The sequence below is a fragment of the Exiguobacterium sp. ZWU0009 genome (assembly GCF_000798935.2).
Lineage (GTDB): Bacteria > Bacillota > Bacilli > Exiguobacteriales > Exiguobacteriaceae > Exiguobacterium_A > Exiguobacterium_A acetylicum.
In genome coordinates this window covers 270993-292688 of the sequence record NZ_CP018057.1, presented here as the reverse complement: position 1 = coordinate 292688, position 21696 = coordinate 270993, and the positions used below count along the sequence as shown (strand labels likewise).

At 47.8% G+C, this 21696-nt stretch carries 23 protein-coding genes; 15 read left to right on the top strand and 8 right to left on the bottom strand.

Going from position 1 to position 21696, the window contains the following annotated elements; genetic code table 11:
• Positions 1-117 precede the first annotated feature (117 nt).
• From L985_RS01655 to L985_RS01615, 9 genes are all read left to right on the top strand, one after another.
• A complete protein-coding gene (locus L985_RS01655; protein WP_023466816.1) occupies positions 118-1554 on the top strand; it encodes an NAD-dependent succinate-semialdehyde dehydrogenase in 1437 nt (478 codons plus the stop codon).
• Positions 1551-3179 (top strand): acetolactate synthase large subunit, encoded by a 1629-nt coding sequence (locus L985_RS01650; RefSeq protein ID WP_047391866.1) that lies wholly within the window; start codon positions 1551-1553, stop codon positions 3177-3179. The genes L985_RS01655 and L985_RS01650 overlap by 4 nt, the downstream gene beginning before the upstream one ends.
• 5 nt (positions 3180-3184) lie before the next feature.
• Positions 3185-3511, top strand: a complete 327-nt coding sequence (gene ytxJ / locus L985_RS01645) for a bacillithiol system redox-active protein YtxJ (protein WP_029343222.1) — start codon at positions 3185-3187, stop codon at positions 3509-3511.
• A gap of 304 nt (positions 3512-3815) precedes the next feature.
• A complete protein-coding gene (locus tag L985_RS01640) occupies positions 3816-5351 on the top strand; it encodes a DHA2 family efflux MFS transporter permease subunit (protein WP_023466811.1) in 1536 nt (511 codons plus the stop codon).
• Positions 5352-5471: 120 nt separating this feature from the next.
• The gene (locus L985_RS01635) at positions 5472-5768 is read left to right on the top strand and encodes a metal-sensitive transcriptional regulator (protein WP_029343220.1); all 297 of its coding nucleotides are present in this window, start codon (positions 5472-5474) and stop codon (positions 5766-5768) included.
• A gap of 13 nt (positions 5769-5781) precedes the next feature.
• The gene (locus tag L985_RS01630; protein WP_029343219.1) at positions 5782-7911 is read left to right on the top strand and encodes a heavy metal translocating P-type ATPase; all 2130 of its coding nucleotides are present in this window, start codon (positions 5782-5784) and stop codon (positions 7909-7911) included.
• On the top strand, positions 7908-8114 hold the full coding sequence (locus L985_RS01625) for a copper ion binding protein (RefSeq protein ID WP_029343218.1): 207 nt from the start codon (positions 7908-7910) through the stop codon (positions 8112-8114). Before L985_RS01630 ends, L985_RS01625 begins: the two co-directional genes overlap by 4 nt.
• Before the next feature lie 87 nt (positions 8115-8201).
• On the top strand, positions 8202-8426 hold the full coding sequence (locus L985_RS01620) for a hypothetical protein (protein WP_023466807.1): 225 nt from the start codon (positions 8202-8204) through the stop codon (positions 8424-8426).
• Positions 8427-8597: 171 nt separating this feature from the next.
• Positions 8598-9899, top strand: a complete 1302-nt coding sequence (locus L985_RS01615; RefSeq protein WP_029343217.1) for a globin-coupled sensor protein — start codon at positions 8598-8600, stop codon at positions 9897-9899.
• A 56-nt stretch (positions 9900-9955) separates the two neighbouring features.
• Here the strand turns inward: L985_RS01615 and L985_RS01610 are convergent, their stop codons facing one another.
• On the bottom strand, positions 9956-10564 hold the full coding sequence (locus L985_RS01610) for a class F sortase (RefSeq protein ID WP_029343216.1): 609 nt from the start codon (positions 10562-10564) through the stop codon (positions 9956-9958).
• On the bottom strand, positions 10536-11324 hold the full coding sequence (locus L985_RS01605) for a DUF4397 domain-containing protein (protein ID WP_023466804.1): 789 nt from the start codon (positions 11322-11324) through the stop codon (positions 10536-10538). Before L985_RS01605 ends, L985_RS01610 begins: the two co-directional genes overlap by 29 nt.
• A gap of 220 nt (positions 11325-11544) precedes the next feature.
• Here L985_RS01605 and L985_RS01600 point away from each other — a divergent pair, with 220 nt between their 5' ends.
• On the top strand, positions 11545-12003 hold the full coding sequence (locus L985_RS01600; RefSeq protein WP_029343215.1) for an Lrp/AsnC family transcriptional regulator: 459 nt from the start codon (positions 11545-11547) through the stop codon (positions 12001-12003).
• Positions 12003-12596 carry a LysE family translocator gene (locus L985_RS01595; RefSeq protein ID WP_029343214.1) on the top strand — a complete coding sequence of 198 codons (594 nt, stop codon included), beginning with the start codon at positions 12003-12005 and terminating at the stop codon, positions 12594-12596. Before L985_RS01600 ends, L985_RS01595 begins: the two co-directional genes overlap by 1 nt.
• 46 nt (positions 12597-12642) lie before the next feature.
• Here the strand turns inward: L985_RS01595 and speB are convergent, their stop codons facing one another.
• The 3 genes from speB to L985_RS01580 form a co-directional block, all read right to left on the bottom strand.
• Positions 12643-13515: an agmatinase gene (gene speB / locus L985_RS01590; protein WP_047391872.1), complete on the bottom strand. Its 873-nt coding sequence runs from the start codon at positions 13513-13515 to the stop codon at positions 12643-12645.
• A gap of 114 nt (positions 13516-13629) precedes the next feature.
• Positions 13630-14472, bottom strand: a complete 843-nt coding sequence (speE, locus tag L985_RS01585; RefSeq protein WP_023466799.1) for a polyamine aminopropyltransferase — start codon at positions 14470-14472, stop codon at positions 13630-13632.
• 144 nt (positions 14473-14616) lie between these two features.
• The gene (locus tag L985_RS01580; protein WP_029343212.1) at positions 14617-15288 is read right to left on the bottom strand and encodes an NAD(P)H-dependent oxidoreductase; all 672 of its coding nucleotides are present in this window, start codon (positions 15286-15288) and stop codon (positions 14617-14619) included.
• 378 nt (positions 15289-15666) lie between these two features.
• Between L985_RS01580 and L985_RS01575 the strand changes: the two genes are divergently transcribed.
• Positions 15667-17223 (top strand): BCCT family transporter, encoded by a 1557-nt coding sequence (locus L985_RS01575; RefSeq protein WP_047391880.1) that lies wholly within the window; start codon positions 15667-15669, stop codon positions 17221-17223.
• Between the two features lie 89 nt (positions 17224-17312).
• On the top strand, positions 17313-18158 hold the full coding sequence (locus L985_RS01570) for a metallophosphoesterase (protein ID WP_047391884.1): 846 nt from the start codon (positions 17313-17315) through the stop codon (positions 18156-18158).
• A gap of 35 nt (positions 18159-18193) precedes the next feature.
• Here the strand turns inward: L985_RS01570 and L985_RS01565 are convergent, their stop codons facing one another.
• Positions 18194-18688 carry a YwhD family protein gene (locus tag L985_RS01565; RefSeq protein WP_023466794.1) on the bottom strand — a complete coding sequence of 165 codons (495 nt, stop codon included), beginning with the start codon at positions 18686-18688 and terminating at the stop codon, positions 18194-18196.
• A gap of 65 nt (positions 18689-18753) precedes the next feature.
• Complete coding sequence (locus L985_RS01560) at positions 18754-19278, bottom strand: hypothetical protein (RefSeq protein ID WP_023466793.1); 525 nt, start codon at positions 19276-19278, stop codon at positions 18754-18756.
• A 168-nt stretch (positions 19279-19446) separates the two neighbouring features.
• Between L985_RS01560 and L985_RS01555 the strand changes: the two genes are divergently transcribed.
• Both L985_RS01555 and L985_RS01550 read left to right on the top strand, forming a co-directional pair.
• On the top strand, positions 19447-19632 hold the full coding sequence (locus L985_RS01555) for a 2-hydroxymuconate tautomerase (RefSeq protein ID WP_023466792.1): 186 nt from the start codon (positions 19447-19449) through the stop codon (positions 19630-19632).
• A gap of 72 nt (positions 19633-19704) precedes the next feature.
• On the top strand, positions 19705-20349 hold the full coding sequence (locus L985_RS01550; RefSeq protein WP_047391903.1) for an NAD(P)-dependent oxidoreductase: 645 nt from the start codon (positions 19705-19707) through the stop codon (positions 20347-20349).
• Between the two features lie 55 nt (positions 20350-20404).
• On the opposite strand, the gene L985_RS01545 is transcribed toward L985_RS01550, so the two are convergent.
• Entirely contained in the window at positions 20405-21583 is a 1179-nt protein-coding gene (locus L985_RS01545; protein ID WP_023466789.1) for a NupC/NupG family nucleoside CNT transporter, read from the bottom strand.
• Positions 21584-21696: the final 113 nt, after the last annotated feature.

Genomic DNA, 21696 nt, shown 5'->3' with positions numbered 1-21696 from the left:
ACTGTTTATCGGTCGATTTCTACCCTTTTGCATAACCTTTCCTTCCGAGAGTGAATCTTTTTTTCTTCGTTCGGGTATACCCTTATCAATGCACGTAAAAAAAGGGGGATTTTCAGGATGAAGGGACAATTCTTTATTGGCGGACAATGGCTAGATCACGGACGAGAACGGACGGATGTTACGAATCCGGCGACCGGGGAAGTCGTCGGTAGTGTACCAAACGGAACAAAATCAGACGTCAACGATGCTGTCGAAGCAGCACGGAAGGCATTTCCTGATTGGTCGAAACGGACGGTCTACGAACGTGCCGAACTTCTCGAGAAATTATATGCGAAGATGATTGAGAAAAAAGATGAACTGGCTCGCCTGATGACGCTGGAAATGGGGAAACCGCTCGCTGAATCAGAAGGTGAAGTGCAGTATGCCGCAAACTTCGTCAAGTGGTTTGCAGAGGAAGGAAAACGGGCGTATGGGCGTGTCATTCCAACGCATGATGCTTCTAAACGACTTCAAGTCATCAAACAGCCGGTCGGTGTCGTTGCTGCAATCACACCATGGAACTTCCCGGCTGCCATGATTACCCGAAAGCTTGCTCCGGCACTCGTCGCCGGATGTACGTTTGTCATCAAACCACCAACAGCGACTCCGCTTACCGCGCTTCGTCTTCTTGAACTCTGTCAGGAAGTTGGGATTCCAGAAGGCGTCGTCAATGCCGTTACAGGCAGCGGGAAAGCACTCGGTGAATCACTCGCGACACATCCACATGTCGATAAGATCACCTTCACTGGTTCAACCGAAGTCGGACGGACGCTGATGGCTCAAGGAGCAGAGACGATCAAGGCGATGTCGCTCGAACTCGGAGGACATGCACCGATTCTCGTCTTTGATGACTGTGACCTTGATTTAGCTGTTGCTGAGACGATTAAGTCTAAATTCCGTAATGGCGGACAGACGTGTGTCTGCGGAAACCGGATTTACGTATCCGACTCGATCTATGACGCGTTCGTTGAAAAACTCGGGCAAGAGACAGCGAAGTTGAAGACCGGAAACGGTCTGGATGCTGAGACGAAGATTGGACCGATGATCAATAAAGCGGGTTACGATAAAGTCAAAAAACATGTTGATGATGCGACATCCGCTGGTGCACGAGTCGTCACGGGCGGAACAGGAACGACGGATGAGGAGAACGATGTCTATTATTATGAAGCAACCGTTCTTGCGGACGTAAAACCCGGCATGCTGATCATGAACGAGGAGACGTTCGGACCTGTTGCTCCCGTCCAGCGTGTCAGTTCTGATGAGGAGGCGGTTCGTTACGCCAATCAGACACCATTCGGTCTCGCTTCGTACGTCTTTACAAAGGATTACGCGCGTGCCATTCGTGCAATCGAGGGGCTTGATTATGGAATCGTCGGCTGGAATGATGGCGTTCCTTCTGCTGCGCAAGCACCATTTGGTGGAATGAAACAATCCGGTCTCGGGCGCGAAGGCGGTAGTGAAGGACTCGAAGCGTATCTTGAGACGAAGTACATTTCCATCGGTGGACTAGCGTGAACGCGGCGGATTGGTTCGTCCAATGTTTAGAGGCAGAGGGCGTCACGCATATCTTTGGTGTTCCCGGTGAGGAAAACATCACATTGCTCGAATCGCTCAGTCGTTCGTCGATCACCTTTATCACGACACGTCACGAAACGAACGCCGCTTTCATGGCAGCGATGTTCGGTCGCCTGAGTGGGCGACCGGGTGTCTGCCTATCGACACTAGGTCCTGGTGCGACCAATATGATGACCGGTATTGCAAGTGCGACGATGGATCACTCCCCTGTCGTCGCGATCACGGGTCAAGGCGCAACAGCACGGCAACATAAGGCGTCGCATCAAATGTTTGATCTCGTAGATCTCTATCGTCCTGTCACGAAGTCCAGTACGTCCGTGCTGTCGGCGGAGGTCATCCCGGAAATCGTTCGACGTGCCTTTGCGACAGCAAGTAGTGAAAAACCAGGGGCAACCCATATCTCTTTTCCAGAAGACATCGCAAAACAAGAACGTAATCAATCAGTGACACCCTTACAGCAGGATAGTACGCCAACGCATCTCCATTCCTTGACGATTGATGATCCCGATGCTTTACGTCTGATTGAACGAGCAAAACGGCCCGTCATCATTGCTGGATTTGGCATCCACCGGCAGCAAGCACTTGAAGCGTTTCGAGCATTCGTCGAAAAGCTCCAAGCTCCTGTCGTCGAGTCGATGATGGGAAAAGGAGCGATTTCTTCACACCATCCGCTCGCTGCACACACGATCGGTTTACCGGACGTCGATTACAACCAGCGGATTCTCGATGCGAGTGACCTCATTATTACGGTGGGCTACGATATTACGGAGTTACCTCCGCAAAAATGGAACCCGAAAAAGACACCAATCGTCCATTTGGATACGAATCCTCACGAAATCGATGCCTATTATCCGGTCGTCGCGAACGTAGTCGGACCACTCGTCGATATGCTGACTGTATTGACTCCTTTACTTCCAGAGCGTGCGTGGAACGGCTGGCAACACGATCGCGATAAATTACGCGACGAGATTCAAGAAACGTACTCGCTTGCCTTGCCTTTACATCCTCAAAGTATCGTCCGTGAACTCGAACGAACCGTCGGGGAGGATGGCATGGTCTTCTCAGACGTCGGCGCCCATAAAGTGTGGCTCGCTCGTCATTATCAAACGACACGTCCAGATCAATTATTCATTTCCAATGGATTCGCTTCGATGGGCTATGGTTTATCGAGTGCGCTCGCAGCCAAGCTGTTATATCCGAATCGGCGAATCGTCTGTGCGGCTGGAGATGGTGCCTTTCTGATGAATGGACAAGATCTTGAAACTGCCGTTCGTCTGAAGCTTCCACTCGTCGTATTGATTTGGCGTGACGGAACCTACGGACTGATTGAATGGAAACAACAACAAGCGTATGGGCGGTCGTCCTACATCACGTTTGACAATCCAGACCTCGTTCAACTGGCTCACGCCTTTGGGGCACTCGGTCTTCGTGTCGGTGAGCATGGTTCCCTCGCACATTGTCTTGACCAAGCATTTGCAAGTGATGGACCCGTTTTAATTGACTGTCCGGTCGATTACCGGGAAAATCTAAAGTTAAGTGAACGTCTCCGGACGTATGGAGGGTGATATACATGACACAACCACGTAAACTGCAATCTATTTCTGATTTTGATCAATTTGCGTCCGAACACACCGCGTTCGTGATTTGCAAACACAGCACGACGTGCCCGATCAGTGCCGCAGGATTCTCGGAGTATACGAAGTTCGCGGATGAAACATCTGTTCCAACGGCGTATCTTTTCGTCCAAGAAGCTCGGACGTTATCGAACCACATCGCCGAACATTACAGCGTTCGACACGAGTCACCACAAGTTTTGTTCATTCAAGACGGTAAATCGGTCTGGACAGCCTCTCATTACGACATCACGAAAGATGCACTCGAAACGAACGTCCAGTAATGCTAGCTATGAAACAAGCCTCCGGCTGTTTCAAACTAAAGACGACGCGCAATTTTTCTTTAACGAGAAGGATTGCGCTTTTTTGTTTACCTTGAATCGTTTCCCTAGGAAGCGATTTCGAGTGTACAACATGCTGTTCTTCTCGTTTAGCCTACTAGAAAAACGCTTTCAATCTTACACAAAAAATAAAATTATCTTTCTTAGCTATTATTATTTGTAATTCGAACTAAATCAGATTAAGATAAACTACAGATAGAACGACCGTATAGAAATCTGTACCGTTAGTTTAGTTAGGAGGATACTCATGCAACAAAGTGCAACTCATACTGCTCGGGCTCCTTACGGCATACTCGCCGTTTTGATGATCGGGGCATTCATTGCTTTCTTAAATAATACTTTGCTCAACATCGCCCTGCCTTCGATCATGAAGGATTTAGCGATCGAACCATCAACTGCTCAATGGCTGTCGACTGGTTTCATGCTCGTCAACGGTGTCTTAATTCCGACATCTGCGTTCTTGATTCAAAAATATTCGGTTCGTCGCCTCTTCTTACTCGCGATGACCCTCTTCTCGGCCGGAACGATTCTTGCCGGCTTCGCAGAAGTCTTCCCTGTCTTGCTCGCAGGACGGATGATTCAAGCATCCGGTTCTGCGATCATGATGCCGTTGCTGATGAACGTCATGCTCGTCAGTTTCCCGATTGAAAAACGTGGGACTGCGATGGGCTTCTTCGGATTAATCATGATGGGAGCTCCAGCAATCGGACCAACGCTATCTGGTTGGATCATCGAGCACTATGATTGGCGGATGTTGTTCCACTTCATCACACCAATCGCCTTGATCGTTCTCGTCGCTGGTTTCTTCTTACTTCGTGACGTCAAGGAACGGTCTGCCACTCGCATTGATCTTGCTTCCGTTGCACTTTCGTCACTTGGTTTCGGTGGCTTACTGTACGGATTCAGCTCAGCTGGCTCTAAGGGTTGGGACAGCTTCCACGTCTATGGAGCGTTGATCGTCGGAGTTATCGCACTCGTGACATTCATTTACCGTCAGCTCCATATGGAACGTCCGATGCTCAACTTCAAGATTTATCGTTACCCGATGTTCGCCTTGTCTTCTGCCATCTCGATGGTCGTCACGATGGCGATGTTCTCCGGGATGTTATTGCTTCCGATTTATGTCCAGACAATTCGCGGTATCTCACCACTCGATGCGGGTCTCATGCTGTTACCGGGTGCCATCTTGATGGCCGTCATGTCACCGATCAACGGGAAACTGTTTGATAAGATTGGTGGTCGTCCTCTTGCGTTAACTGGTTTGTTCATCACAGTCGTTACCAGTTACTACTTCAGTCAGCTTGAGATGGATACGACGTATACGCATCTGATCGTCCTGTATTCATTGCGGATGTTCGGGATGTCAATGGTCATGATGCCAGTCTCGACGAACGGTTTGAACCAGTTACCAACACGTTACTATCCACACGGAACAGCGATGAACAATACGTTGCAACAAGTATCCGGTGCGATTGGTACCGCCTTGCTTGTTACAATCATGTCGACGCATGCGAAGACACGTGGAACAGAACTCGCGGCTGAAGCAGCGAAGAACATGACGAGTCAACCGACAGCTGAAGCGGCTGCTGCTTTAAAACAGCAGATTACGATGCAAGCAACGCTTGACGGAATCAACTATGCGTTCTTCATCTCGACGTTCATTGCTGGTCTAGCATTCGTCCTTGCTTTCTTCATTAAACGGGCGACACAAGCTGAAGACATCATTAGCGATCAACGTTCATTAAACGAAACGATCGTCAAACCACAAGTTTCCAATCAATAAGTACAAAAGCAGTCGCCTCTCGCGACTGTTTTTTTTTATTTCTTAAGCTAAATACTGGTACCCCCCATACCTATATGTTACAGTAAAGATGACAACAAGATCACCAAAGGAGGTACGACTATGACACACGATCATCCCGTCGTTCCACGAACGAACGAAGAACAAGATGCGTTGATGAAACGACTAAAGCGCATCGAAGGACAAGTCCGCGGGATTGCTAACATGGTCGCTGAAGATCGGTATTGTATTGACATTTTGACGCAAACGGCATCAATCCAAGCAGCTTTGCGGCAAGTCGAACTACAAATCATCGAACGCCATGTCAAGATGTGCATGCATGAAGTTGCCACCCGTCAAGACAGTACGGACGCTTACGTCGAAGAATTGATGGCGGTCATCGCTCGATTGAAAAAGTAAGGAGGGTTTTCTGATGTCAAAAACGATTGAGTTTGATATTGAAGGCATGACGTGTGCCGCCTGCTCTGCCCGGATTGAAAAAGTCCTCAACCGGATGGACGGGGTTGAAGCAACGGTCAACTTGCCGCTTGAAACCGCTCGTGTCTCGATTTCTGATGCCTATGACGATCAAGCGATCATCGAAAAAATCCGAAAAATCGGCTACGGGGCAACGGTCAAACAAGCACCACACGCAACAAAATCGAATCGCCGGATGCTGTATCGCTTTATCATCGCGGCCCTTCTATCGTTACCGCTGCTTGCGAGCATGCTGACGCATATTCCGAACAGTCCGTTTCATCTTCCATTCTTGATGAATCCGTGGCTACAGTTTGCTTTAGCAACACCAGTACAATTCATCATCGGAGCGCCCTTCTACAGCGGGGCTTATAAAAGTTTACGGAGTGGGAGTGCCAATATGGACGTTCTCGTTGCACTCGGGACATCGGCAGCCTACTTTTATTCCGTTGCTGAAATGCTACTCGTCTCTAATATGCCTCACCTTTACTTTGAGACAAGCGCGATTCTGATTACACTCGTCCTGCTCGGTAAAGTTCTCGAAGACCGTGCCAAACAACAGACGACAGGAGCAATCAAAAGCCTGCTCTCCCTTCAAGCGAAGGAAGCCGTCGTCTTAGAGGATGGACAGGAACGAACTGTCTCCATCGACGCGATTCAAACTGGTATGATCTTACTCGTAAAACCCGGGAACAAAATTCCGACAGATGGTGTCATTCGGGCTGGCGACGCGTATCTCGATGAATCGATGTTGACTGGTGAATCCGCGCCTGTTCATAAAACGGTTGGGGAATCCGTCATTGGTGGTACGCTGAATACGAACGGATCTTTACAAGTCGAAGCGACAAAAATCGGACAAGCGACAGTTCTCTCGCAAATCATTCGTGTCGTCGAACAAGCGCAGACTGAAAAAGCACCGATTCAACGACAAGCCGATCGGATTTCTGGTGTGTTCGTGCCGATCGTCGTTGCCATCGCGCTTCTGACGTTAGCCGCTTGGTGGATGTTCACCGGTTCCTTTGCGGAAGCGATTCGTCCTGCCATCGCGGTGCTCGTCATCGCTTGTCCATGTGCGCTCGGGCTTGCGACACCAACTTCGATCATGGTTGGAACCGGAAAAGGGGCGGAACGAGGTATTCTCTTCAAGGGCGGTGCTCAACTCGAGAATCTTCAACATGTCGATGCTGTCGTCTTTGATAAGACCGGAACACTGACAGTCGGTCGCCCCATCGTCGTCGAAACGTTCGGTACGGAGACAGCGCTCGATTTCGCTGCTGCGCTTGAACGGCAATCGGAACATCCCCTTGCTCGCGCCATCACAGCAGAACGGGATGTCGTCTTTGATATCGAACGATTCCACGTCGAATCAGGACATGGGATCACGGGACAAATCATGGGACATGATCTCATCGTCGGATCGGCGCGAATGATGCAGGAACGCGGTCTTACTCTTCCCGACTGGACATCACTTGGAGCGACACTCGTATATGTTGCTGTCGACGGAAAAGTCGTTGCCGGATACGCCATCCGTGACGCGTTGAAAGATTCAGCGAAAGAAACGATCCGGCGGTTGCGCCAGACAAAAGAAGTGTATCTCTTGACCGGTGATCGTCGGGAAGTCGCCGAGCATTTAGCAGAGGAGCTTGGACTCGATCCAGCGTTCGTCTTTGCTGACGTCTTACCTGTTGAAAAGGCTGATGTTATTCAATCACTTCAACAAACGAAACGTGTCGCGATGGTCGGAGACGGTATCAATGATGCCCCTGCTCTTGTAACGGCGGACGTTGGCATCGCGCTCGGTAGCGGCACGGATGTTGCCCTTGAAGCAGCCGACGTGACATTGCTTGGACACGACTTAAAACAAGTTTTACTTGCGATCGAGTTGAGTGAGCAAACGATGAAAAATATTCGTCAAAATCTTGTCTTCGCACTTGGCTATAACACGATTGGCATTCCGGTCGCTTTTCTCGGGCTGCTTGCCCCATGGCTTGCGGGCGCTGCCATGGCATTCAGCTCTGTCTCTGTCGTGACGAATGCGTTACGATTAAAACGTACCCCACTATCTGAAGGAGGAACATCATCATGAAAGAAACAACATTATCTGTTATCGGTATGACATGCAATCACTGTAAAGCGAGTGTTGAATCCGCTCTATCTGAAGTCGAAGGTGTGCAACAGGCAACTGTCTCACTCGAACAAAACCAAGTGACCGTACAGCATGAGGACGTTTCACGTGAGCGTCTCGTCGATGCGATTGAAGAGATCGGCTATGATGTGCCGACTGCATAATTTTTTTAAGCCAAACTGCTTCTAACTCGCAGTTTGGCTTTTTTATTTTTTGAAAAGCGGGAATGTACGGAGTAAGGAGGGGTTCGTATGGTACCGAAAATCGAATTCGTAGAACACTTCGACGACAACAAAGGAAAACGATTTAAAATCGAACTTTGGAATCTCGGAACCTTCACATTCAGTGCTGAGTCAGCTCGTGGACCTGTCACCCGTTTCACCTCCATTGATATTCAGTTTGTCCAAGCTTGCGTTCAACGGATGCGCTCGATTGTGGACGCCAAAAAAGCATTTCAGGAAGATCAACCGGTCTAATCCTGCATATTTTTTATTCTCCTCATGGCATTTGCCATGAGTTTTTTTGTTTCCGGTCAATGTTTTTCAATATTCTCGTCTTTTTTTCGAAAATCAGTATCACTTCGTCAAGATGAACCGATAAGAAACAGACATCAATTTATTCACATCTTGAGTATTGGAGGCAACTACGTGCGTAACCCTTTTAAAAGTAAGACTACTTCAGCTTATCAAGCTACAATCGGCTTTCCTGATTCCCGTCTCATTACAAAGACGGCAGATCCTGATCTCACATCCCGTCTCGTATACATGGGCTATACAGAAGAACAGCTACAGACACTCAAATCAATGGCGCCTGTCGTTCAAGGTATCTTAGATGAAGTCCTCGAGCAAGTGCTTGACCATCTATTATTGAATCCCGAGATGGCAACGATCGCGAAACAATCATCGACACGCGAACGACTGAAGAAAGTCTTCGCCGACTACTTTACGAGTTTGTTAACAGGAAATATGGATGAGTCGTTCCTTGCGATGCGAACACGGATGGGACAGACGCATAAACATAACTTCGTTCCCGTCACGTGGTTCATCGCTTCTTACGCAGCGTTTCAGACGTTGTTGATTCCAAAAATCGTCGAACACTATCAACATGACCCAGCCCAACTGACGACAGCTGTGCTTGCCTTGACACATGCGATGAATTTAGATGCTCAAATCGTCACGAGTCAGTACGTCGATTCTCGTCTTCATGAAGTGACAGCAGCGAACGAGTCGCGCCGTCAACTTTTGACAGATGTCGTCCGTGTCAGTCAAGAAGTTGCAAGCTCCGTCGAACACACGGATCATGCCATCATCGAGACGAGCCGCCGTGCCTCACAAGTGTTGGCAGAAACGGCTCAAACGGAGCAGACGAGTCAGCAGCTTGTCCAAATGACGATTGCCAACGAACGACAGATGCAACAGATGGAGCAACAATTCGCGCAATCGACACAACAAGTCGGTACTTCGCTTGAAAGCATCCATGAATTAAAGACGACGTCGGATGACATCGTCCAGATGACACAAAGCATCGAAGCGATCGCCAATCAGACGAACTTACTCGCGTTGAATGCTTCGATCGAAGCAGCACGTGCCGGTGAACACGGTAAAGGTTTTGCTGTCGTCGCGACCGAAGTCCGAAACCTTGCTGAAAATGCCAAGTCATTAAGTAGTAGCATCAATGGTCTGATTCAAAAGAACAATGGTAATATCACACAACTCGTTTCTCAGATGGAAGACATCACACGCGCCAACACCGCATCGCAGCAAGAATTGCAACAAGTGAAACAAGGAATTCAAACCGTTAAGAGCGAGATGGAAAACTCCCTCACCTTATTTGGACGTAACAAGGAAAACCTTGGACAAATCGTCGAGACGATCCAAGGACTCAGTAAGACGACACAAGGCTTGACGACACTGACGACGGATCTTGTCGCTGCTTCCGAAACACATTAAAAAATAGGCAATTCTTATTCTCGGTTCTGACCGAAATAAGAATTGCCTATTTTATTTTACTCGTCTTGTTCTGCTGTGACGACAAGACGCTGATCGTATCCTTTTGATTCTGAAAACGTACCAATACATGAAATAAGCGTCAGTTTATTCATGACGGTCGCACCGAAGATTGATCCAACCGGTGCTTCATCGACAGGATAGGACATGACGTTCGTCACCACGTATGATACCTGTTGTCCTGCTTTTCCCGTCACTTCAATCCGTTGCCCTTTTTTCATCTTCGCTAAATCATAAAAAACAGCGGGACCTTCTTGATCGTCCAAGTGTCCGGCTAACACGACATTTCCAGTTTGTCCGGCTTTTGCTCCGTACTTGTACCAAGCGACCTGATCGGTCTGTTTCGGAACATCCATCCGTCCTTGTTTATCCTTCCCGACGACTTCGATGTTCGCTTTCACATCGAGCGTCGGAATCGTAATACGCGTTGGTATGAACGCCTCTTCGTCCACCTTTTCAGATGGAGTGGACGAAGAAGACGTCGTTGTTTCGGTTTGTTTTGGTTTTTCCGGCTTTGTAGCATCTGGAGGTGATCCCGATTGACATCCGGCTAATACGAGTAAGAGAAGAAGACTACTCTTAAGCGTTTTGTTTACGACGGACGACATACGCTGTTCCTACTAACAAGGCAGCAGCTGCTGCGACTGCCCATGGTGTAGCAGAAGCCGTATCAGATGAACCACCAAGTCCTGTTTCTGGCATTGATGCCATTTCACCACCATCTGGGATCAAGAGGACTTCAAATGCTGGTTCGCCTTCAAGTAAGCCAATTGCGAGCGCTGTATAGTTTTTGCCACTGTCGAGTTTGACTCCATCCAGTGCTTTGACGACATCCGTTGCGCCTGCAGGACGGACCTCGAGGTCATATGTGCCTGCATCGAGTGTACCGTAGTCAGAGACTTTCGAGAATTCAAGGTTACTGAAGAGTGGGTCTCCACCTTTTGGTGCGACATCAACAGCTGGTGCATCCGGTGCAAAGTGTGCGACACGGACCATTGATTTGCCGTCTTCGCCTTTACCGTTGTCTTCCATGACCGCTAGTTTGATATCAGCCAATTTGCCGATTGCTGCGACAGAGTAGAATTTACCAGCTTCGACGTTGAGTGTTTGAGAGAGCACAGGATCTTTTGTTGTTCCTGCAGCGAATACTTCTACTTTATGTTCCCCAGCTGGTAGTGTGAGGTAATCTGTGACATCTTTGAATTTCGCTCCTGATACTGCTTTTTTGCCATCGACCGCAATATCAACTGCTGGAGCATCTGGTGAAGCATGAATGACACGAACCATTGCGTCATCAGCTGCGCCTACTGGTAACACGAATAGTGCAAACAGTAACGTAGCAGTCACAAACGATAAGAGTTTCTTCATTTTTTTTCCACCTTTCTGATTGTCAAATGTACATCGCTCTCAAACCAATGTTCTTACACTTCAGAACATTTCCTTCGTGGTGACATCTTAAACTTAAGACAGTTCCGTATATGTGTAAAGATTTCAGTGTGCTATGAACTTGTTTTATAAACACTTTGACACCTCCTTTCTTTTCGAAATAAAATATTCTAAATAACAATAGAAAGGAAGGTTTTTATTTATGGATTCCTACGATTTAAAAATTATTGATTTTTTAAGAAGCGATGCTCGTATGAAATGGTCGACACTTGCACAGCACATCGGTTTATCGGCACCGGCTGTAGCAGAACGTGTAGCACGCTTACAAGAGCAAGGTATCATCCGTCAATTAACAACGGTGCTAGACCCTTCCTCCTTTGACTATCGTCTTGCTGCGTTCGTCGCTGTTTCACTCGAGCGACCGGAACACCGAGCGCCATTTCTAAAACGGGTTCAAGAACTTGAGTACGTACTGGAATGTCATCACGTCGCCGGGGACGATGATTATCTACTTAAAATCCGTTGTCGTGATACAGAACAACTTGATGAAATCATCACCTACCACATCAAAGAATTAGCAGGTATCCTGCGGACAAAAACAACAATCATCATGCGGACGGAAAAGGAATCGCTTCATTTTCCGTTACCCGAGGTTGACTGATGTTTGCGACTGGTTTTGGAATCGGGTTTGCGTTAGCGGCTCCCGTAGGTCCAATCGGACTTTTATGCATGCAACGAACGCTTCGACATGGACGAATTTCCGGCATCGTTTCCGGACTCGGAGCCGCAACGGTAGACTTCACTTATGGATTGATTGCATTGTCCGGTTTTTCGCTTGTCCAATCCCTAATCACTCAAGCACACTGGATGCAACTGATCGGCAGTCTGTTTTTGTGTTACATCGGCTGGTCGATGTTTCAAGCTTCTTCGAACGCCTCGATTTCCGATACAGCCTCGTCACGGTTAAGTAGCTATCTATCCGTCTTACTCCTGACGTTCTTGAACCCGATGACAATCACGCTATTCCTGGCGTTGTTTGCACGCTTTGAGTTAACAATGATGAACGGACAAGATGCCTTTTTGTTTCTAATCGGTATTTTTCTTGGTTCTGCCGCTTGGTGGGTCATTCTAGCGAACATCACGCATCTGCTCAAGCACCAGCTTGCGACACCCACTTTACGTATCATTCAATGGACGTCTGCCAGTCTAATCATCGGATTCGGTGCGTTCGGGGTCATTCAGTTCTTCCTCTGAACAAAACAAAAGAGACCGACATCACGTCTGGTCTCTTTTTGTCTATTCATTTAATGAATCCAATCATCATTTCACGTAATACCTTCGCTGCAGCGATCGCTGTCATGTCAGATTGATCGTATGCTGGGCATACTTCTACCAAATCCGCACCGATGACGTCAACGTCTGCTCGTGCAATCATATGAACGACCTCAAGTAATTCCTTCGTCGTCACCCCACCGATTTCTTGTGTTCCTGTCCCTGGTGCTGCTGACGGATCAAGAACATCGATGTCGATCGTAACGTAGACCTTTTTACCGGCAAGTGTCGGAAGGACTTGACGAAGCGGCTCGACGATCTCGTATTTGAAGAGGTTGTAACCTGATGTCTTCGCCCATTCGAACTCTTCTTTCATACCTGAACGAATTCCGAATGAATAGCAGTTCTCTGGTCCGATCAAGTTGGCGATCTTCTTGAGTGGCGTCGAGTGCGACAATGGCTCTCCTTCATATTCGTCTCGTAAGTCCGTATGCGCATCAAAGTGAAGTACGACAAAATCATCGAAGTGTTTATCGAACGCTTTGACGACTGGCCACGTGACTAAATGTTCGCCACCCATACCGAGCGGGAACTTGCCTGCTGTCAGTAACGAATCGACGTATTCTTCAATCATATCAAGTGATTTTTGTGCATTCCCGAATGGTAACGGGATATCTCCCGCGTCAAACAATTTTGCGTCAGCGATGTCACCATCTAAGTACGGGCTATATTCTTCTAAACCAAGTGAGACTTCACGGATACGTGCCGGACCGAATCGTGAACCGGGACGGAAACTGACCGTCCAGTCCATCGGCATGCCGTATAAAATTCCTTTTGCATCTTCGTGAGTCGGTTGACTCGCGATAAAGACTTTTCCTGAATATGCTTCATCAAAACGCATGATCCATTCCCCCTGTTCATTTGCCGTTTGCTGATGCAAACGCCTGTTTACCTGACAACAGAGCGATTTCGAAGATCGAAACCGCTCTGTTCATGTGTGCTATAGTGACTGAGCTCAGCCGTTCGTCAAATCTTTAACGAACTTCGGAAGCGCGAAGGCTGCCGTGTGAAGCTCAGGCGTGTAATACTTTGTGTCGATCTCGTGGAAACGCTCTGGTGCAACTGCAAGCGGATCATGTTTCTTCGATCCGATCGTGAACGTCCAAAGACCACTTGGGTATGTCGGAACGTTTGCGATGTAGAGCTTCGTGATCGGGAAGATTTCTTTGACGTCGCGTTGAACATCACGGATCAAGTCTGGTGTGAACCATGGGTTATCCGATTGTGCGACGAAAATGCCGTCCTCTTTTAATGCTTTTGAAATACCAGAGTAGAAGCCTTTCGTGAACAAGTTGACCGCTGGACCAACTGGTTCAGTCGAGTCGACCATGATGACATCATACTCGTTTTCTGCTTCTGCGATATGCATGAATCCATCCCCAACGATGACTTCGACGCGTGCATCGTCCAATCCACCTGCGATGTTCGGGAGGTATTTTTTCGAATACTCGATGACTTTTCCGTCGATTTCAACTAAAACCGCTTTTTCGACGGACGGGTGTTTCAAGACTTCACGGATGACTCCGCCGTCTCCTCCACCAACGACCAGAACCGATTTTGGATTCGGGTGTGTGAACAATGGGACGTGCGCGACCATCTCGTGGTAAACGAACTCGTCCTTATCTGTCGTCATGACCATTCCGTCAAGTAACAACATCGTACCGAACTCGTCCGTTTCAACCATCTCTAGGCGTTGAAACTCCGTTTGTTCGCTCTCATAAACGTGGTTGACACGGAATGTGATACCGTAATCTTCCGTTTGGTGTTCCGTGAACCATAACTTTAATTTTTGTTCCATTTGCGATAGAACCCCTTTCTTTCATCAAGACAAAAGTTGTTCGTATGCGAGTGGCGTTTACGGCGCTTCTTAATCATACAAATGCGAGTATACCGAATTTCGAAAGAAACTTCTATATAATCCGAAAATTTTTGTCTTTCGTCTTTACTCGACGAACGTCACGATTTCATCGAGCGGACGACGTTGCTTTTCACGTTTTGGTTCGTCTGCTCGGTAACCGAACGCGACCATGACCGGCACCGTGAAAACAGAACGATCGAGCAGTCCACGATCGACGAGTAATTGCTCGACGGCTTGCTGGTCGAATCCTTCGATCGGGCATGAATCCACACCGATTTGTGCTGCCGTCGACATCATGTTCCCGAGTGCGATATAAGCTTGTTTTGCTGCCCAGTCTTCCATCGCTTTCGGGTTATCACCAATCGCGAAATCCTCTTTTAAAAACAGACCATAACGCTTCGTCCGTCCGGCTTTCGCTTCTTCGGATAAACCAAGGAAGTCCATCATCTGCGTGACATGTGGACCATCTGCCTGCATTTGCTCCCCTGTCCGGGCGAGGAATAAGACAAAGTGACTCGCTGTCGGCAATTGTCCTTGCGCCCCCCAAGAGACTTCTTTTAATGCTTCACGAATTTCTGGATTTTGAATGACGAGCATGTTCCATGGCTCATAACCGAACGAGCTCGGTGACAGACGCGCTGTTTCTAAAACGAAACGAAAATCTTCTTCTGGGATCATTTGACCGTTAAATGCCTTTGTGGCATGACGAGATTGAAATGCTTCGAGAATCGCTTGTTTTTGTTGTTCTTTTTCCATGGGAAATGCCTCCTTCAAAATGATGACTGCTTTTGTTATATCAAATCTGATTTCAGACTGCCTCTGATTTGCTCATATCAAGCTTTACGTTAGTTTTAAGACGAAACGGGAAATAACAGTATTAACGTTTTCTTTTTCTTTATTTCCACATTATTATAGATACGCATGATTGAGCCCTTTTTTGCTCTCCCTTCCTTGTAAATCATTGGTTTTTTTGTTCTCATTTCCCGGTCGATTTGCTTTTCCGCTCAAATGTTTGTTACGGTAGTACCCTGCGTGATTAGGTTTTGTTATTGGATTGACGGGGTAATGATAATGTCGTTGCCATCATTTGATACAAAACAACTATGTAAAATTCGAAAGAAGGTGTGGAACACGATGGAAAATAATCGAAAAAGTAAGATCACAAAAGTCTTTATGGTATCCGTCATTTTCTGTGTGCTCTTTACCATATGGGGAATCTTACCGGAATCCCTAATCGGTGCAGCTAGTCTCGGAAATGTCACAGCTAAAGCACAATCCTTTGTCTCTAACGGATTTGGCTGGCTTTATCTACTCGGCATGAGTGCTTTTTTAATCATTGCTATCTTTTTAATCTTTTCCCGCTTCGGTTCAATCCGACTCGGTAAGGATTCGGACCGTCCTGAATATGGTCTCATTTCTTGGTTTGCGATGCTTTTCAGTGCTGGTATGGGAATCGGGCTTGTCTTCTGGGGTGTCTCAGAGCCATTGACGCACTTCCATACGCCACCAGTCGCAACAGACGATCCGACGGAAGCAGCACGCCTCGCAATGCGCTATTCGTTCTTCCATTGGGGACTCCACCCTTGGGCCTTATACGCGATCGTCGCGCTTGCTATCGCGTACTCGACATTCCGAAAAGGACGTCCTGCTACGATTGGTGACACTGTCGCTTCATTGATGAAGCCTCGGTACGCTTCTGCCGGTAAAGGTACTGTCGAAGTACTTGCTATCGTCGCAACAGCATTTGGTGTCGCGACGTCGCTCGGTCTCGGTGCACAACAAATCTCAGGTGGGCTCAACTTCCTGACAAGTAGTATTCCAAACACATTCACGACTCAAATCATCATCATTGTCGTCGTTTCGATTCTCTACATGATCAGTGCCGCGTCAGGTCTCGATAAAGGAATCGTTCGTCTCAGTAACGCCAACATCGTTCTTGCCGTTCTGTTGATGATCGGTGTCCTCTTCCTCGGACCGTTCAGTTTCATTATGGACCTCTTTGTGCAAACGACAGGTGCTTACCTGCAGAACTTACCCGTCATGAGCTTCCGGGCTTCTGCTTTTAACCCAGATGAACGTGAGTGGATCAACGGTTGGACGATTTTCTACTGGGCTTGGTGGATTTCATGGTCACCATTCGTCGGTACGTTCATCGCCCGCGTCTCAAAAGGACGGACGATTCGTGAGTTCGTCATCGGCATCATGCTTGTCCCAACCATCTTTGGTCTCCTTTGGTTCTCGGTCTTCGGTGGGTCAGCGATCTGGAACGAATTGTTCCAAAACGTCAATTTGATTTCGACCGTTAACGATAAAGGGGTCGAAACTGGAATGTTCGCTCTGTTTGAGACATTCGGTGGTTTAGGTACGTTCCTCAGTATCGTTGCCGTCTTCTTGATCACGACGTTCTTCATCACTTCGGCTGACTCCGCGACGTACGTTCTCGGTATGCTATCGTCTGGCGGTAGCCTGATGCCAAGCTTACGCATCAAGCTTGCTTGGGGTGTCATCCAGTCTTCGATCGCTGCCGTCTTACTTTATGCCGGTGGATTAAGCGCCTTACAAGCAGCCGCTGTTCTAGCCGCCTTCCCGTTCATCTTCGTCGTCGGAATGATGGTCATCGCCTTGTTCAAGGACTTGTCAGATGAACCCGATGCGCAAAAAGAAGTCACAGATTTAAAACAAGATGCTTAAATTGAATTGATTTCCTCCTTCCGTCGCATACGGAAGGAGGTCTTTTTTGTTATCCTGAATTATGCTGAGTAGAAGAAATGAGGTGGCTTATGCGAAAACGTACACGCTGGCTAGTATCCCTTGGTGTCCTCGCCTTAGGAAGCTGGTTTTTATATCGTGAAAATAACGTCATTGATGTCTCACGGATGACGGTCACGTCGAATCGCTTACCGGAAGCGTTTGATGGCTATCGCGTCGTGCAGGTCGCAGATTTACATGGCAAAGCGTTTGGGAATGAACAAGAACGACTACTGAACAAGATTGATCGCGAAAAGCCGGATCTCGTCGTCATGACAGGTGATTTGATTGACTCGAGGCGAAACGGTGAAGAGGCCGCCCTTACACTCATGAAAGCGCTCGTTGATCGATATCCGGTCTACTTCGTCACCGGGAATCATGAGGTGCGACTCAATCTAACGATTTTGCCGAAGCTTGAGCAACTGGGTGTCACCGTTCTCCGGAATGAATCGCGCGTCATCGAATACCAAGGTCAATCGATTTCGTTACTCGGTATCGATGATCCGACGACGACACGATGGCGCGAAGGTCTGTCGGAACCGGATGGCATTCGTCAAAGTCTCGATCAAGCATTGCAAGACGTCTCACCTGATGCGTTCCAGCTCTTGCTTGCGCATCGTCCGGAATATAAATCTTTGTATGCCGAGCGTTCCATTGATCTCGTTTTGTCTGGTCACGCCCACGGTGGACAGATTCGTCTGCCGTTTACGGAAGGTCTGTATGCGCCCGGTCAAGGATTCTTTCCAACCGTGACGGCCGGTCGCTATCAGGAACAGCAGACTGAACTGATCGTCAGTCGTGGTCTCGGGAACAGCCTGTTTCCGTTTCGTCTGTTCAATCATCCGGAACTCGTCGTCTTAACGCTGAAACGACCATGAAAAAAGAACGTGTGCCGCGGCACACGTTCTTTTGTTTAGACCAACGCTTCATGTAGAGCAGCGTCAGCATTTTCCCACATCTCAGGTTTATGTGTCTGTAAGAAATCACGTAACAATTCTTTTGAACGCTCATCCATGTGATCGACAACAATTCGTCCTTTAAGGGATTTATCCATTTTATTGACATGATCAGCGAGAATCTTGAATCCGCGACGTGCTTCCGCATCGACTAACAGATCGCAGGCAGCGACACCGCCGTAATAGAAGCCTTCAGGTTTACGACCGACTGTCACCCAAACGATCCAGTACAGTTTACCGTTTGGCGTATCGGCTTTATCCGTCGTGAACTTGACGCGTTTCTCGATGGCTGCTTTCGCGTGCATCGCGCCCATATCGATGTAAGCTTCGCCGTCTTCCGGAGAAATGATGACGGGTGACATACTATTTAAGCTGAGTGTTCCGACACCAAATCCTCCGTGACCGTCTGTAGAGTTATCTGAAATGATATTAAAGTTAATCTTTTTTTCCATCGTGTTTTGTCCCCTTTTAATCCTGTTGCTTCTATCATACCGTATTCCGATGTGTCTGCAACCAGTCACTCGTAACGAAGTAACTGTAATTGTTCTTCTGATGCTCGGCGAATCGTCGGGAGACGGTAACACGTCATGGACGCAATCTCCTCATGCGCCGGAGGATTGACCTCTTCGAGATGAAGCAAAGCGCGGTCAAACAGGGTTTGCGCCGCACGACCGAACAAGAAGAGACGTTCTAGTGAAGAACACCGCGACCGAATCGCACGTAACTGATGCGCGAGTTCTCGCACTTTCGCCTCGACCTCTTCTTCCATGTCAGCTGTCGGTTTTCGATTTTGAAACAACGGTTTGAAACGTACATCGTCTTCAAGCAACGTCAACATCCCGTATCGCTTTGCTTCTTTTTGATTCAGCAGTTGAGCGAGTTCTTTATCCGTTACGAGTCGACCGAATGGAATATTCTGTTCAAAGACGATATCTGCGACTTCAAGTCCTTTAGCACCAGACAACGGATAATTCGTATCCTCCGGTAACGCCCGATCAAAAATCAGCAACGTATGAATCTTCTTCCGTATGATTGCGTCCATATGTCTCTCCTTTTCTGTCGTATGTGTATGACTACCTTCGCTTCCGACAAGAATAGCTCCTACCTTATACCCTTCTTTTTCGAAAACGATGTTCGAATTGACGAATCCCCTATCGAATGCGCTATACTGATGGCGTATCGTCATCAAGCTAGAGGGGGAAATGAAGTCATGCCATATGTTACGGTTAAAATGTTATCGGGTCGTACAGTCGAACAAAAACGTGCTTTGATTGAAAAAGTTACGGAAGCGGTGTCGGAAACGACAAATGCTCCAAAAGAAAACATCACGGTCTTCATCGAAGAGATGGAAAAAACAGATTACGGTCAAGCTGGCGTCATGTTCGCTGATAAATAAACAACAAGAGACGTCCGGTCGTTACCGCACGTCTCTTTTTCCCATCTACTTGATCTCTAAGGAGGAATTCTTATGACTACTGTTACTGTACTTGGTGCGACCGGTCGAACGGGTCGCCCTTTAATTGATCGGTTATTAGAAGACGGCTATGATGTCCAAGCACTTGTGCGTTCCACGTCACCGGACTTACCGGTCCATGACCGACTCCACGTCCTGACAGGAGATGCGACCAACCCGGACAATCTCGAAGAAGCACTCGCAGGAAGTACCGCTGTCTTCAGTTGTCTCGGAACTGATCAACAACAGGTCCTTTCGACAGCGATTCCACATCTCGTCACGAAGATGAAGGAAGCAGGCATCGAACGAATTGTCTTCGTTGGTACAGCAGGCATTCTCGATGCGTCAGAAGAACCTGGGAAGTATCGTTTCCAATCGAGTGAGTCCCGTCGCCGCTCGACGATTGCAGCAGAGGATCACTTGAAAGCTTATCTGACGTTAAAGGATGCAGACGTCGACTTCACCGTCATCTGTCCAACACAACTGACGGAAGACAACGCACTTGCTGCTGACGACCTCTTGATCGAGACGACACGCTTCACTGCACCAACAGGTCCGATTCCCCGAGAAAACGTCGCGCAGTTCGCTTACGAAGTCTATCGTGACGGAACACATCATCGGGTCCGTGTCGGGATTGCTTCGCATGGATCAACTGAGTGAAAAACAAAAAGAGCAATGGATCAGCAGATCCATTGCTCTTTCATATGTGTAACGATTACAGCAAGACGCTGACGACGATTGCCGTCAAGACACTGACGAGTGTTGCGCCGTAGAGTAACTTCAGACCAAAACTAGCTGCAACGCTTCCTTGGCGGTCGTTCAATCCTTTAACCGCACCAGCGATGATTCCGATTGACGAGAAGTTCGCAAACGAGATCAAGAAGACAGACACGATTCCGAGTGTACGCTCCGAGAATTCTTTTGAGTATTCTGGAAGACTCAACATCGCAACGAATTCGTTCGTGATCAACTTCGTTGCCATGACACTACCGGCACTGACAGCTTCCGCCCATGGAATACCCATGATGAAAGCGAACGGTGCAAAGATGTATCCGAGGATTTCTTGGAACGAGATGTTTAGAACCATCAAGAAGATATCGTTGACCATTCCGATCAAGGCATTGTAACCGATCAACATTGCACCAACGATGATTGCGACTTTGAATCCATCCATGATGTATTCGCCGAGCATCTCGAAGAACGTTTGTTTTTCTTCGACGATTTCAAGAATATCTTCTTCCGGATCAACCGTGTACGGGTTGATGATCGAGACGATCATGAAACCACCGAACAAGTTCAAGACGATTGCTGTAACGACATATTTCGGTTCTACCATCGTCATGTATGCACCGACGATTGACATCGAAACCGTCGACATCGCTGACGCACACAATGTGTAGAGGCGGTTTGCTGGTAATTGACCGATTTGTTTTTTGACTGTGATGAATACTTCTGATTGTCCGATCGCAGCTGAAGCAACCGCGTTGTAAGACTCAAGACGTCCCATACCGTTGACTTTTGATAGGACGAAACCGATACCGCGCATTAAGAGTGGTAAAATCTTCGTGAATTGTAGAATCCCGATCAAAGCAGAGATGAAGACGATTGGGAGCAAGACATTGATGAAGAATGGTTGTGCGCCTTCGTTCGCTAAACCACCGAAGACGAAATCAATTCCGATCGCCGCATAACTAAGCAGTTTTTCAAAGACTTTCGCGACGCCACGAATGACGATATATCCGAACGATGTATTGAGTAAAATGAACCCAAGTACGAGCTGAAGAACTAGCATGACCGCAAGCGGTTTCAATTTGATGCCTTTACGGTTACTGCTGACAAGGAGTGCCAAGCCGAAAACGATAGCCAGTCCGAGTAGTGCGATAAGATATTTCATGAAGTACCCCTCTATCTATTAGTTGTTTATCAGTTGTACATTCGTACGATGTCTGACGTTTAATCTCTTTCCAAGTAATAGAATAATCAATATTCCGAAGAACTACAAGAGGA